At 36.7% G+C, this 14,555-nt stretch carries 10 protein-coding genes; 3 read left to right on the top strand and 7 right to left on the bottom strand.

Going from position 1 to position 14,555, the window contains the following annotated elements; translation table 11 throughout:
• Window positions 1-219 precede the first annotated feature (219 nt).
• The 4 genes from GJU39_RS18250 to pyrR form a co-directional block, all read right to left on the bottom strand.
• The gene (locus tag GJU39_RS18250) at window positions 220-1,917 is read right to left on the bottom strand and encodes a TonB-dependent receptor (protein ID WP_154282439.1); all 1,698 of its coding nucleotides are present in this window, start codon (window positions 1,915-1,917) and stop codon (window positions 220-222) included.
• A gap of 4 nt (window positions 1,918-1,921) precedes the next feature.
• On the bottom strand, window positions 1,922-4,945 hold the full coding sequence (locus GJU39_RS18255; protein WP_154282440.1) for a tetratricopeptide repeat protein: 3,024 nt from the start codon (window positions 4,943-4,945) through the stop codon (window positions 1,922-1,924).
• Between the two features lie 469 nt (window positions 4,946-5,414).
• Window positions 5,415-6,344: an aspartate carbamoyltransferase catalytic subunit gene (locus tag GJU39_RS18260; RefSeq protein ID WP_109932580.1), complete on the bottom strand. Its 930-nt coding sequence runs from the start codon at window positions 6,342-6,344 to the stop codon at window positions 5,415-5,417.
• 8 nt (window positions 6,345-6,352) lie between these two features.
• The gene (pyrR, locus tag GJU39_RS18265) at window positions 6,353-6,898 is read right to left on the bottom strand and encodes a bifunctional pyr operon transcriptional regulator/uracil phosphoribosyltransferase PyrR (RefSeq protein ID WP_154282441.1); all 546 of its coding nucleotides are present in this window, start codon (window positions 6,896-6,898) and stop codon (window positions 6,353-6,355) included.
• A gap of 521 nt (window positions 6,899-7,419) precedes the next feature.
• On the opposite strand from pyrR, the gene GJU39_RS18270 reads away from it, so the two are divergent.
• The 3 genes from GJU39_RS18270 to GJU39_RS18280 all read left to right on the top strand — a co-directional run bounded on the left by GJU39_RS18270 (window position 7,420) and on the right by GJU39_RS18280 (window position 9,390).
• The gene (locus GJU39_RS18270; protein WP_154282442.1) at window positions 7,420-7,851 is read left to right on the top strand and encodes a beta clamp domain-containing protein; all 432 of its coding nucleotides are present in this window, start codon (window positions 7,420-7,422) and stop codon (window positions 7,849-7,851) included.
• A gap of 83 nt (window positions 7,852-7,934) precedes the next feature.
• Window positions 7,935-8,417: a hypothetical protein gene (locus GJU39_RS18275; protein WP_154282443.1), complete on the top strand. Its 483-nt coding sequence runs from the start codon at window positions 7,935-7,937 to the stop codon at window positions 8,415-8,417.
• A gap of 10 nt (window positions 8,418-8,427) precedes the next feature.
• Window positions 8,428-9,390, top strand: coding sequence for an HTTM domain-containing protein (locus tag GJU39_RS18280; RefSeq protein WP_154282444.1), 963 nt, complete (start codon window positions 8,428-8,430; stop codon window positions 9,388-9,390).
• Between the two features lie 370 nt (window positions 9,391-9,760).
• Here the strand turns inward: GJU39_RS18280 and GJU39_RS18285 are convergent, their stop codons facing one another.
• From GJU39_RS18285 to rpsA, 3 genes are all read right to left on the bottom strand, one after another.
• On the bottom strand, window positions 9,761-9,964 hold the full coding sequence (locus tag GJU39_RS18285) for a hypothetical protein (protein ID WP_154282445.1): 204 nt from the start codon (window positions 9,962-9,964) through the stop codon (window positions 9,761-9,763).
• Window positions 9,965-10,042: 78 nt separating this feature from the next.
• Entirely contained in the window at window positions 10,043-11,716 is a 1,674-nt protein-coding gene (locus GJU39_RS18290) for a beta-N-acetylhexosaminidase (RefSeq protein ID WP_154282446.1), read from the bottom strand.
• A 685-nt stretch (window positions 11,717-12,401) separates the two neighbouring features.
• Entirely contained in the window at window positions 12,402-14,336 is a 1,935-nt protein-coding gene (gene rpsA / locus GJU39_RS18295; RefSeq protein ID WP_154282447.1) for a 30S ribosomal protein S1, read from the bottom strand.
• Window positions 14,337-14,555 lie beyond the last annotated feature (219 nt).

Here is a 14,555-nt window from a genome sequence, read left to right on the forward strand (position 1 = left end):
TGCTGGATCTTTTATGCTGAACAAAATTATATCCTGTCAGCAATTCTCAAAACCTATTTATACAAACTTACGATGACGGCCGTGATAACCCATCGTTGATGCGAATGGTAGAAGTAATATGCAGAACTTTTTCATTTACAAGCCAAAGGCTACCAAAAAAAGAGGCGGTATCATAATTATCAATGATACCGCCTCTTTTTGATGAATTTTAACGCTTATCTAAAACGAATAAGTCAATCCGCCGAAAACGTTTAAACCATTTACCTGATAATACAAGAATCTATTGTACTTGCTATTCAGGAGATTGTTCGCTTTTGCAAAAACAGAGAATTTATTGTTAATTCTGTAATCTGCACCGATACCCAAATCAACAAAACCTTTAACCGTTTCAATCCGTTCGATTCCGGTATTAGGCACTAGATACTGCAATGGATTAACCGGAGTTTGCACGTTTACTTTTGCTTTTACGTCATCCTGAATTACCACAGCAGCATTAAAACTTAATTTTTTGTTGTAAGTGTAAAGGAAGTTCGAACTCACTTTTAATCCCGGCTTAAACCATGAGTAGGTTTCCTGAGCTGGTTTCCAGTCATCAACGTTTAGCTTTCCTGTCCATTTTAATGCATCACTAACCTGTACAGATAGTTCGCCCTCAATACCCGTTAATTTCGTTTTACCGAAATCATAAATCACATCGAATTTATTCAGGTTATCAAAGTTGTTGATGAACAGCGGCATATCATCAAATTGTTTTACGTAAACCCTTGCTTTGTAACCAAAACCTGGTCCGCCAGTTCCTTTAATGCCTGCACTGAAACTTAATTTTTCAACGGTGTTTTTAATTAAGATATTGTTGTTCAACCATGGGTTTTCATCGGTAAAACCTTTCAGTGAATTACGGTTTACATCGCCCTTTACTTCACCAAAAACCTGTAAGTAATCAGGAATCAACGTGAAATCTGCAGTTACAGCAGGGAAAATCCTGGTGCTGCTGAAAGCACCAAACTCCTGAACAAAGTTTACACCGGCAGTTACTTTTGCACCTTTAACCTGCAAACGGATATAAGGATTTAAGCGGAGTAAGTTGTTGCCAACACTGGTCAAGGCATCTTTAGTGTTTCCAAATTCGGTAGATGCTGCTAATCCTAAATTGAAAGAACTGATTCGCTTATTCAAATAACCGTTTAAGGTTAGGTAGTTTTCTTTAGCCTCAAACTTATCAGACCAAATATATCCATTGGCTTTCAGCGCATAACTTAAAGCGTCAGGATCTTCGGTAAAGTTTTTCACCAACTCACCTTCAAGCTCAACAAAAGTTAAAGCCTGCTTCTGCGGATCTGTGTTAAAAGTTGGCCTTTCCGAATCTATTCCGTAAAAATTTGTGCCATGGCGTTGTACATTAATGCGGCCACTTACAGTATGCTGATCTAAAATGCTACGACCGAAAATGCTTAACTGCTGGTCGCTGCTATTTTGCTTGTTTAATTTCCCTTCCTGACTAAAGTGCCTGAAGTATCCACCAAATTGCAAACCTTCATCCTTTCCATTGTTAAAATAAGCTTCACCTAAAATTGTTCCCAGGGAGCCAACCCCACCTTTCACATAATTATTAATCAGGATGCTCTCCTTTTCATCGGCCACTGCCTGCGCCTGGAGTTTTTGAATGTCACTGTTAAGTTCCAGCTTTCTGTCCGTAATACTGTAATTAAGTTTGGCTTTATAAATTTTAACATCATCCAGATTCGGACTTCTTCTTAGTTTCACCGCTTCAGCAAGTATCGGCTTATAGGGGCGAACCACCTCGATTTCTTCGTTAACAACTGCCTTTTCCTCTGCCTTTTTTTCCTGTGCCTGAGCACTCATTAAACCTGCAGCTATAAAAAACAGTGAACTATATATATATTTAATCGACTTCATAATACTACTTCTTCTGGTTTAGTTTTTCTAGTTTTTCTTTGGCTGTAGGGATGATATCATCCTTGCCTTCATAATTATCAATGATACTTAACAGCGTACTTTTTGCCTGTAAGTTATCTTTCAATGCAACATAGTTATCAGATAAAAGGATAAACGCTTTCGCTACCCAATAATCATAAGATGCCATATTGTTAACCAGGTCGAAACATGTTTTTGAAGATGTTTTGTAATCACCTTTATTATATTCTACCAATGCAAGATTATATTTCGCTTCAGCTGCGGCGATTGTTTTGGTTTTAGCCACTACATTTTTAAATTCTTTAACTGCAGTAGTGGTATCACCTTTCAATAAATAAGCCTTACCAGAGAATAAACCAGAACTGTTTTTTTCTTCTTCAGATGCTTTTTCAGATTCTTTTGTTAACTGCGCATATTTAATCATGTCATCAGGCATGTTCAGGGCCGTGTAAGCCTTTAACAAGTTGTTGATGGCGAAGCCATAGTGAGATTTGTAATCTGTTGTGGTTTCTAAACGTTTTAAATAAACAATCGCTTCGTTATATTTTTTCTGATTCAGGAACAACTGCGAAATGCTCACCAGTGAACGTTCGGTGTAATCGCTTGTCCAGTCATTTAAAATAAATTCATAATCGGCAATGGCTTCATCCGGACGATTCATTTTGACTAAAGATTCTGCCCTGATAAATTTGGCTTCTTTTTCATGAATGGATTTCGGGAACTTATCAAAATAAGCGTTAACAGCCTGAAAAGCACCAGTGGCATCGCCCTTCAAATAAAGGTTATTTGCTGCCGAGAAAATGATGTTATCCTGCTCACTGTTAGAATAATTTCCAAGCGGAGTAGTGTTTGCATAAGTAATAAATCCATTTGCATCGCCACGGTCTACATAAATATTCTTGATAGACTCCATTGCTTGTTTAGATTCATCAACTGCAGGATACTCTGTAACCACTTTCTTAAACGATTCTAAAGCGGCATCATCCTGATCCTGGTTGTATTGAACCAAACCGATTGTAACCAGCGCTTTCGGCACATAACTGCTTCGTGGATATTTCGCCACCAAAGCCACCAGATCAGATTTTGATTTATCGAAATCGCCTTTGTTGAAATAAGTATAAGCCGTTTCAAAACCAGCATCATCAGCATAATTCGAGTTTGGAAATTGCGATAGCAAACCCTGCATAGTAGCAATTTTTGCATCGTATTGCGTTTCCAAGCCCTGGATCATCCCTTTCTGGAATGTTGCATAATCCTCAGAAGAAGTATGCCTGCTGATAATTTTATTGTAGTTGGCCATCGCCTGGCCATAACTCTTATTTACGAAGTAAGAATCGGCTAAACGGATCGTTGCATCATCAATTGTTTTCTGGTCTTTATCATTTCCAGCTAAAAACTTCTCAAAATAGTTAGCCGCTTTACTGTATTTTTCATCTTCGAAAGCAGCATATGCTAATGCATAATTTGCAAAGTTGTAAACACCTGTTTTATCTGCATCTGGAAGTTTAAGGAACTTCTCAAAAGTGGATACTGCTTCACCAAACTTGCGTAACTCATACATGGATTCTGCTTTCCAATACGTATTTAGCGCCTCAATTTCATTGTCTTCCGGATATTTATCTGAACGTAAAAACATGGATAAAGCATTTGGAAATGCCCGCTCATTATAGAATTCCAAACCACGGAAATAAGTAACCTTTTGATAAGCTTCTCTGGCTTCTAAAGTTTTATCTGGAATTGGCTCCAGGATATCTACCGCTGCCTGATAGTTTTTAGTGGTTAATAAAACCTCACCCAATAATGTTTTGGCTTCGTTTATTTTACGGGATTTTGGGAATGCTTTCAAAAACCCCTGAGTTGCTTCTAAAGCCTGTTGATGGAAATCAAGTTCATAGCTTAGTTTCGCATAACTTAACCAGGCCTCTTCCTGAATTCCTTTATCGAAATCTAAGCGGGATGCCCTGAAGAATGCGCTTTGTGCTTTTTGTTTGTTGCCCAGCTGGATAAATGCCTTACCCAACGTGTGCATCCCGTTTTGAAGATAAACATCATCAGTATTTAACTTCTCTAATACCGCAACAGATTCTTTATATTTTTTATTCTGGAGCAATGAGTAGCCATATTGATAAATAAACAGGTTGTTTTTGGTTTCACTTTTATCCTTAGCATAAAACTCAGCGAAATATTTTTCCGAATTTTTAAAGTCAGATTTTGCAAAATAAGAAGCTGCAACTAAACTCAGCATTTCAGGCTCAAACTGTTGTTTTGTTTTTTGAATAGATTCCAGCGCATAGCTGATCACATCATCGTAGCGCTCATCTAAATAATACATTGAAGTGATGTAGTATGGATAACTCGCTTCATAAGTAGGAGAGCCTTTTAGCTTTTCGAAGTTAGCAAGTGCCGTTTTGTACTCCTTATTCAGGTAGTTGATATAGGCAAAGTAATAAGTGGCGCTTTCCTGAAAATCGCCCTCTTCTTTTTTAACCTGTTCAAATAAAGGTTCTGCTTTTTCGTAATCTTTAAGCTCGAAGTAAGCGTAACCTTGTTTAAACTGGTATTCATTTCTCTGCTTGGCAGAAAGGGTAGAAGGATCAGTTTTTTCGAACCATTCTAATGCTTTTTTATAATTCTTCTGACCGAAATAAGTCTTTCCAACATAAAAATAAGCAAGTTTGGTATTTGGATTTAAAGGATAATCGCGAATAAAAGCCTGAAATAAACTTTCGGCATCGCTATTGGTTAATTCCAGCGCACAAACGGCGGCATAGAATTTTGCATTTTCTTTTAAAAGGGATAATTCGGCATTGCTCTCCGTTTGAGTGGAAGACTTGTATCGCAATTGTTCAACAAGTTTAAACTGATGCGCCGCCGCGGTGTACTTCTCTTTGTCTAATAATTCTAAGCCGGTCTGATAGTTTCTATTGAGGTTTTGCACCGCGCTAACCTGCGCATACGTGCTAAAACTTCCTGCTAAAAGTAGCGGAATTAGTAAGTATTTTTTCTTCATTATTCTTTATCTTTTTTCATTGGCAATACAAACAATATGATATTTACAGCAACTGCTAAAATCATAAGGCGTGCATTGATTTCAAATATGGTCGCTACGAAATTAGAAATTGTAACAACGTTTATCAACATAAGTAATTAACATCTGTTAATAACACAATTAAACGATGGGTTTTCTGGTTTGGTATCGGTTAGGATACGATTGTTAAAAATGAATGGTTAGTTCATTGGATATAAGTTAATTTGGTTGTTAAGCAAGCTGTTCTCCAGGCAAGCGCTCACTCATTTTTAGTAAGTTTTTGATGAGATTCAGTCTGATAAGTTTTTCGAATATCGGTTATTTGTAGATTAACAGGCTCATCGCTATGCAATCCTATAAAGTAATTGCTGACTCAAGACTTTAGACTCCCAACCAAACGACTACTGACTTAAGACTATAGACTTACGACTCTCAACTCAAAACTCCGGCCTTAACCCTGGCTTGCCAGTAGATAAAGAACAGCCATTCTCACCGCTACGCCGTTTTCTACCTGTTCCAGAATGATAGATTGTTTGCTATCGGCAACATCACTCGTAATCTCAACACCCCGATTAATTGGGCCTGGATGCATGACAATGATTTCTTTGTCGAGGTTATCTAAGATTTGTTTATTCAAGCCGTACATCATGGCATATTCCCGAAGTGAAGGGAAATATTTAATATCCTGCCGTTCCAGTTGAATGCGAAGCATATTGGCAACATCGCACCAGTTCAGGGCTTTAATGAGGTTATGTTCTACTTTTACGCCCAGTTGATGGATGTGTTTTGGAATTAACGTTGTCGGACCGCAAACCATCACTTCAGCGCCTAAACGCTGCAAGCAAAGAATGTTTGAAATGGCAACTCTGGAGTGTAAAATGTCTCCCACGATGACCACTTTTTTTCCGGCAACATCACCTAATTTCTGACGAATAGAAAAAGCATCAAGCAATGCCTGAGTGGGGTGTTCGTGTGCACCATCTCCTGCATTTACAATTTGTGCTTTTACGTGCTTACTTAAAAACTGACCAGCGCCGGCATAGGGGTGACGCATTACCACCATATCAACTTTCATCGACAGGATGTTATTTACGGTGTCAATCAGGGTTTCGCCTTTACTTACTGAAGAGGAAGATGCAGCAAAATTAACCACATCGGCCGAAAGTCTTTTTTCAGCCAGTTCAAATGAAAGCTTCGTCCGGGTAGAGTTTTCAAAGAAAATATTGGCGATGGTAATGTCTCGAAGCGATGGAACCTTTTTAATCGGTCTGTTAATCACTTCTTTAAAATTATCTGCAGTTTCGAAAATCAATTCGATATCATTCCGGTTAATATCTTTAATGCCTAAAAGATGTCGGGTTGATAGTTTGTCTGCTGCCATTTTCTATATTATTGTTTTTCAGATAATAAAATCACTTTGTCTTCTGCTCCTTCACTTGCCCAGGTTACTTTTACCTGCTGCGAGTTTAAACTATCCACCTTGTGGCCGATATAATCTGGTTCAATTGGTAAATGCCTGCTAAACCTGCGGTCGATTAAAACCAGCAATTCCACTTTTTCTGGTCGTCCATAAGCCAATAAAGCATCAAGTGCTGCGCGAATGGTTCTGCCGGTCCAGAGTACATCATCAATTAAGATCACTTTTTTCCCTTCGATAATAAAATCGATAGAATTACTGCTTGCGGTTACCAAACCATCTTTCCTGCGAAAATCATCTCTAAAAAAAGTGATGTCGAGATTCCCCTTCAGAATTTTTTTATTCTTTAGGATGATTTGAAGTTCCTGTTGAATTCGATCGGCCAAAAAGATTCCTCTCGGCTGGATGCCAATTAAAACGGTATTTGCGAAATCGTCGTGGTTTTCAATTAATTGATGGCAAAGCCGCTTAATTGTAATTTGAATTTTCTGTCCGTCAAGAAGTGTTTTCTTTTGCATTGAAGAAGGATTGGGCAAATATATAAAAATGTTTTAAGGTAAGAAAGTTGAATGCATATTGTTTTATTGTTTCACTGCTAAATAGTTCTGTCACAACATTTAAAAATCTGGTTTTCTTATTGTAATGTTTTTTGAAAAGCAATTGCTGTTTCATTTTAATATGAGCCGGGTGTGCAGTTTCTACAACTATTAAGAGTTAAAATTCACTAGTTGAACCGTTCTAGCCTAGTTTTAACAGTTTGGTTTTCTAAAAATTGAAATTACAATTTTGTTAAATCACTGAAAAATTATTGTGTAGAACACCCAAAAGATATGGTTGAATAACTGAAATAAAATTCAGTTGAAGTACGGGTTAAAACTAGTTTTTTAACTGATGATTATCGATCTCCATCCCCCTAATTTTGGTTTCCATTCACTTCAGGTATTGAAGTACGGCAGCATGAATAAGCAGCTGTAGGATTAAAGCTTAAAATTATGTATTCAGATAAAATCAATCAATTAATCACTTAAAATTAAACATCATGAAAAAGTTAACATTAGTTTTTGCACTATTTTTAATCAGTGCTGTATCATTAAAAGCACAAACCAAAGGTTATTTATTTAAAGGTTTATCGGCATCAGATGCCAGTAAACTTAAAGAGATAGTAAGCGCTTTGCCTAATGATTCTTATACGCTAGAATTAAATGAACAAAGCAAAGGTAGAGTTACCACAACAAAAAGTGGCACATCAAGGCTGTCACTAAGCTCACTTAATCAAAAAAATGTCTTTGTAAATAAAGATATTCTAAAAAGTAAAGGCGGTAGTTCTGCCTTTTTAGATAAGGCGATTATCATTAACAATGGAATGAGTGCCTTTTTGGATAAAGCGATTATCATCAACAATGGTAAGCAGCTAGACCGCTTAACGCTACAGAAATTGGATGCACTCACAAAAAAATATAACAAACTGTAAAATTTATTATGTTCTGGATTTCATAGTTTCTTAATCAATTTCATTTGCATAGCCTTTAACAGGCTATGCATCATTTTAAAAAGATGGAAAAGAAAATAATATTGTTCATTGCCTTTGCGGTTTTACATTTATCAATAGTGCTTTTAAACGCTTTAGGCATAAATTCCTTGACGCAAAAAACACTAAATAAACTGTACCTCACTTATTGTACCTTATCAGGTACTGATACTAAATATGGTTATTTCTCACCAAATATTTCTGATGATTTTGATGTGGTATATACCTTGTATAAAAGGGAGATGGTGGATCGAAAATTTAGATTAAAGATGAAGAATGAAGAGTGCAGGCAAAGGTTATACACCATGTATAATTATTTTTATAGGATAGAAGAATCAAGAGATTTAATGGCCCGCTCCCTTGCGTTCGGTGTGCTAAAAAATTATCCCGATTGTTCTAAAATCAAAATAGAATTATTTCTTTACCAACTACCTACTACCAGGCAATACCAAAATAAAGCAAAGGCCTATTGGGAATTATTTTACAGCACAGAATTTGAGCTTAATTAATATTGAAAACATGGAATTAAAACTTAAACCCAGCGAAAGTTATCTTAAACAACTTTCTTTTTTTAGAGTTATTATTGCTTTGTTTTGCATTTTTCAGGCGATGGCAATTTATCCAAATCTATTAGAATTATATGGTGCCAATGGAATGATCAACTCAGAAATCGGCGATGCATTTATTAGTAATGTATTAATCCGTCCGAATATTCAAAACTTGTACCCGTATCTATCCCCTTATTTATCCGCAGAACTGTTTAGTTACCTGGTTTTTTATATCTACGTGCTGTTTTTACTGTTGCTAACAGTAGGATATAGGGTAAGATTGTTTTCTGCATTGTCATGGTTATTTCACCTGATTTTGATCAATAGTGCACTTCATTTTAACTATGGAGTAGAACAGTTTACTAAAATATGCCTGTTTTATTGCGTGATAATGCCAACGGGATATTTTGCTGCTATAAGTAAAAAGGTAATTAACGAAACGAAAAATGACCTGATACCGTTTATTTCGGTTAAGATTTTACAGTTTCATTTATGCATTGTTTATTTTTTCGGTGGATTAGGAAAGATAAAAGGAACGCACTGGTTAAATGGCGAAGCGATATGGAGAAGTATTGAACAGCCCCAGTTTCAGCAATTTGATATGAGCTGGATAGCAGCCTATCCTTTAGTCCTAAAATTGTTAGGTTTGTTTGTTGTTTTTATTGAAATCTCCTATCCAATATTTGTTAACATAAAAAAAATGAGGGGCATACACCTTATTTTAGTGATTATACTTCATTTAAATATTGCCATATTTATGGGTTTAAGATATTTTGCAGCTATAATGATACTTTTTAACCTCAGCGCCTACGGTTATTCTTATCTTTCGGCTTTCTCACATCAGTTTATTAACAGGATTCTGTCGGTAATGAATAAATATAAGCGTATCTTAAAGAACGTTTTTGCAACACCAAATATTCAAAATTATGATTAGTAACCGGGTACTGGAGGTACAACCACAACAACATTGGTTGATAAGGATGTTGAAGTGAACAACTATGAATTAAAAACTTTTTCGTTTACTGTTCCAACGGGTGGTAGCGGGGCCGAAGCCACCAACCTATCAGGCCTGCGTATAGCTGGACTGCAGATTGTAGTGGGATACGAGAAAATCGATTATATGAAACCTGTACATTCTCCAACCCGGGTTCGGGTACCTGGTATGTTTCGCTTTATGGTTATAATACCTATTTCAGCTCTCGCGTGTTAATTACAATTACTAAATAAGTGCTTTCATTTAAGATACAAGATGGAATCAGTATGATTTTGTCTTGTATTTATTTCTAGAGTGGCAAAAGCTAATTTTAGCTATTCCCACTTTTTTTGCTCCTCGGCGACCAAAGCCAAAGCGTTAAAATGATTAATGGTATGGTAATGCTTAAAGCGATTACAATCGTGATGGCTTTTTGCTTAATCATGTCTGCTTCAGTAGAAGTAAATACATAAACCGTTTCTTTAATGGCAAATAGGGTTAGGATAGTAGAAAGGACGGCAAATAGTTTACGCATGGTTTAATTTTTAATGCAAAGATTGCATTTATTTTTATAATAGACCAACGTTAAAAGACGCTTCGTTTAAAAAAGACATTAATTTTCTAAGTACCTTTTAGAATAAGTAATTCCCATCAAATCGTATCTTTTAAACTGAGTTCTTAACCGTTTTCGAAAATCCGGATAGTTTCGCTTTTCTTTCGGACTCCATAAAATTTCACTCAAAGCATCTAACCTCGGAAAAAGCTGGTATTGCACCTTTGCCGGGTTAGTAATGTACTCGCTCCAAAGGCAACCCTGGGCACCCCAAATTAACTTAGCCAGCGCTGCGTTTAATTCTGCAGGGATGGGTTCGTAATGGTAAACATCTGCCAGAAATGATGGCGTGCTCGCTGTTAAGCTATCTTCTTTAGCAAATTGACCATGATTGAAGTACATTTTGTTTTCGGGTGTCATAATTGCTTTGTGGTTTTGTTTGGCAGCTTCAGTTCCACCTTTCTCGCCTTGCCAACTCATTACCACCGCATTTGGCGCTAAACCGCCTTGTAGAATTTCATTCCAGCCGATAATGGTTTTCCCTTTGCTGTTTACAAATTTTTCTATCCTTCTGATGAAATAACTTTGCAATTCGCTTTCTGTTTTTAAGCCATTGGCTTTCATTATTTGCTGAGAAACTATTGATTTTTTCCACCAAATTTTTGATGCTTCGTCGCCACCTATATGAATGTATTTTGATGGGAATAAATCCATCACCTCGGTTAACACATTTTCTAAAAATTTGAATGTTGTATCAGAGGCTTGGAGCACATTATTATACTTATTCATCATTCCCCAGGTTTGGGCAACCTCATATTTCATTTCTGGTTCTGTACCTAATTCTGGATAAGCAGCAAGCAGGGCCATGCTGTGTGCAGGCATTTCGATTTCCGGAATAATCGTGATATAGCGCTTTGATGCATAATCAATCACCTCTTTAATTTGATCCTGGCTATAAAAACCGCCGTGTCGGATACCATCGGTTTGAATAACGGCATCTTTTGGCGTGATGTTTACATGAGTAGGCAGTACCTGATATTTGATGTTCTCGTTTCCTTTACCCGGCCACAATCCTGCTATACTTCCGTTACGCCAGGCACCGATTTCTGTTAGTTTCGGATATCTTTTAATTTCAATTCTCCAGCCATGATCATCAGTTAAATGCCAATGGAAATAATTCATTTTATGGAGGGCCAGATAATCGATATACTGTTTTACAAAAGCCACATCAAAAAAATGGCGACTTACATCAAGGTGCATACCCCGGTAGTCAAAACGGGGATAATCAATAATAGAAACCGCCGGAATTTGAATCGGGAAGGCTTTATTTGAGTAGGGTAGAAGCTGAATTAAGGTTTGGATACCGTAAAAAATCCCTTTGGATGAAGAAGCGCTAATCGTAACTTGCTTATCATCTGATGAAAGCTCATATCGGTCTGCATTTTCACTTTTAACATTGTTGAGCAAAAGCTTAATTACATTATTATCTTTTTTGCCTGAAGTACTATCGGTACGTATGGCGATTCCATAATATTTGAAAAGGTAATCCTTTAAGAACGAGCTGCTGTTGCTTAAAGAATCTGTTGCAATAATTTCCGTATTTTGATTAAGCGTGAAAGGAGTAATATTTGATTTAATATTTAGTTTAACAGGCATTGGAATAAGGTTCACTTCTTGTGCAGAAGCTCCGAACGTAATTAATAGAAAAATCGCCACGGAAGTAAATATTTTCATAACAAATGGGGGTGAGTGCAAAAGTAAGTAAAAATGGCTCGCTGTTAAAGTTCGTTTTCGGTTGTTGTAGAAAGTTATGTTGTTCTACAGTGATAATTTCAAGAAAGCCTGTTATTGCGGAAAGGCTTTCTGCCGAGGGTAAACGAAGAATCTGCTCTCCGGTTTGTTTGGCTTTTAATTTTAGTCTTTTTCAGAAAGATTGCTTCAGCCAAAGAAGAATTGGCTTCGCAAGGACGATCCCTTAAACCCGCATTAGTATTCGCAGATTGCAATTTCATTACCGTCTGGCTTCAGCCGACGGCAAACGAATAACCTGCTCTCCGGTTTGCTTTTTAGCTCTTTCATTTAGCCTTTACAGAAAGATTGCTTCAGCCAAAGAAGAATTGGCTTCGCAATGACGATCCCTTAAACCCGCATTAGTATTCGCAGATTGCAATTTCATTACCGTCTGGCTTCAGCGCCGACGGTAAACGAAGAATCTGCTTTCCGCTTTGCTTTTTAGCTCTTTCATTTAGCCTGTACAGAAAGATTGCTTCAGCCAAAGAAGAATTGGCTTCGTAACGATCCCTTGAAAACCGCGTTAGTATTCACAGAATGTAAATTCATTACCGTCTGGCTTCAGCCGACGGTAAACAAAAAACGCCCCGAATTACTTCGAGGCGTTTAATATATCAGTTAAAAAGAACTAGCCTTTTTTAGCTTTGCTTTCTTCGCCTTCTAATTGCGATTTCAATTGAGCCAATACGTCTAAGTCTCCTAAAGTAGATTTCTCTACAGAATCTTTAACTTTTTTCACTGCTGTGATAGATGCTTTAGCTTCTTTTTTCTTAGTAGCACGTTCTTCTGCAAGAACTTCAGCTTTAACTTCTTCCCAAATACGGGCGTGAGAAACAACGATGCGTTTAGCCTCTTTGTTAAACTCGATGATTTTGAAGTCGTTAGTTTCTTCAGCTTTAACTGAAGAACCATCTTCTTTAACCATGTGTTTAGTAGGTACGAAACCTTCTACACCATATGGTAAAGCAATAACAGCACCTTTATCAGTTACTTTAACAACTGTACCCTGGTGAACCGAATCTAAAGTGAAGATCGTTTCGAAAGTATCCCAAGGGTTTTCTTCTAATTGTTTGTGACCTAAGCTTAATTTGCGGTTATCAACATCTAATTCTAAAACAACTACGTCTAACACATCACCAACTTTAGTGAATTCATTAGGGTGGTTTACTTTTTTAGACCAAGATAAATCAGAGATGTGGATTAAACCATCAATACCTTCTTCGATTTCAACGAAAACACCAAAGTTAGTCATGTTTTTAACAGTTGCCTGGTGCTTGCTTCCAACAGGGAATTTAGCAGCAACTTCTTGCCATGGATCGTTAGATAATTGTTTAATACCTAAGCTCATTTTGCGGTCGTCTCTATCTAAAGTTAAAACTTCAGCTTCGATCTCATCACCAACTTTTAAGAATTCCTGAGGATTTCTTAAGTTTTGTGACCAGCTCATTTCAGAAACGTGGATTAAACCTTCAACACCTGGGATAATTTCTAAGAAAGCACCGTAATCTGCAACAGTTACAATTTTTCCTTTTACTTTAGAACCAACAGCTAAGTTAGCATCTAAATTTTCCCAAGGGTGTGGAGTTAATTGTTTTAAGCCTAAAGCGATACGTTTTTTCTCATCATCGAAATCTAAAACAACAACGTTGATTTTTTCATCTAATGATAATACTTCTTTTGGATGCTCTATGCGGCCCCAAGAAATATCAGTAATGTGAAGTAAACCATCAACACCACCTAAATCGATGAACACACCGAAATCAGTAATATTTTTAACAGTACCTTCTAATACCTGACCTTTTTCTAATTTAGAAACGATTTCTACTTTTTGGCTTTCTAAATCGTCTTCAATTAACACTTTATGAGAAACTACTACGTTTTTAAACTCATGGTTAATTTTAACAACTTTAAATTCCATTGTTTTACCCACGTATACATCGTAATCGCGGATAGGTTTGATATCAATTTGAGATCCTGGTAAGAAAGCTTCAACGCCCATGATATCAACGATTAAACCACCTTTAGTACGGCTCTTAACGAAACCATTGATGATTCTATCATTTTCAAGAGCCTCGTTAATTGCTTCCCATGATCTTTGGGTTTTTGCTCTTTTGCGAGAAAGGATCAACTGACCGTTAGCATCTTCTGGTGCTTCAACGAAAACGTCAACTGAATCGCCAATTTTAAGATCTGGTGTATCACGGAATTCTGAAGTAGAAACTAAACCGTCTGATTTAAATCCTACGTTTAACACTACATCTTTGTTGTTAATCGAAACAACGATACCGCTAATGATTTCACCTTTGGTGATCTGATTGAATGTTCCGGCATACATATCTTCAAACTTTTTACGGTCTGCGTCATTATAGTTACCAAAAACTTTTTCATCTGCATCCCAATCGAAATCTTCCGTTGGTGTAGCTAATGATGATTTGATCGATTCGATCGAAACTGAATCAGCTTCTGATTCAATCGTTTCTTTTTCAGTCAGGCGTCCGCCTTCTCCCTGAAGTTCAGCTGTTTTAGCTGCTAATTCTTTTTCTGCTACTTGTTTTTTAGCCATTAATTAATTATCTCCTTTTTTCCCTATTGAGGGATTGCAAAGGTAAAAATTTTTTAATTAATAGAAAAGATTTTTTTAATAAATGTTGCTGATTTTAAGGTTATTAAGATTTAAGCGCTTGCCTTCGGTCGTTCCCCTGAATTTATTTCAGTATATATTTAGAAGATTAACTTAGTTTTCTTAAAAACTTAAACAAAATTGAATAGGGAATCTGTCAGC

This window comes from Pedobacter petrophilus, assembly GCF_009674725.1.
Classification (GTDB): domain Bacteria; phylum Bacteroidota; class Bacteroidia; order Sphingobacteriales; family Sphingobacteriaceae; genus Pedobacter; species Pedobacter petrophilus.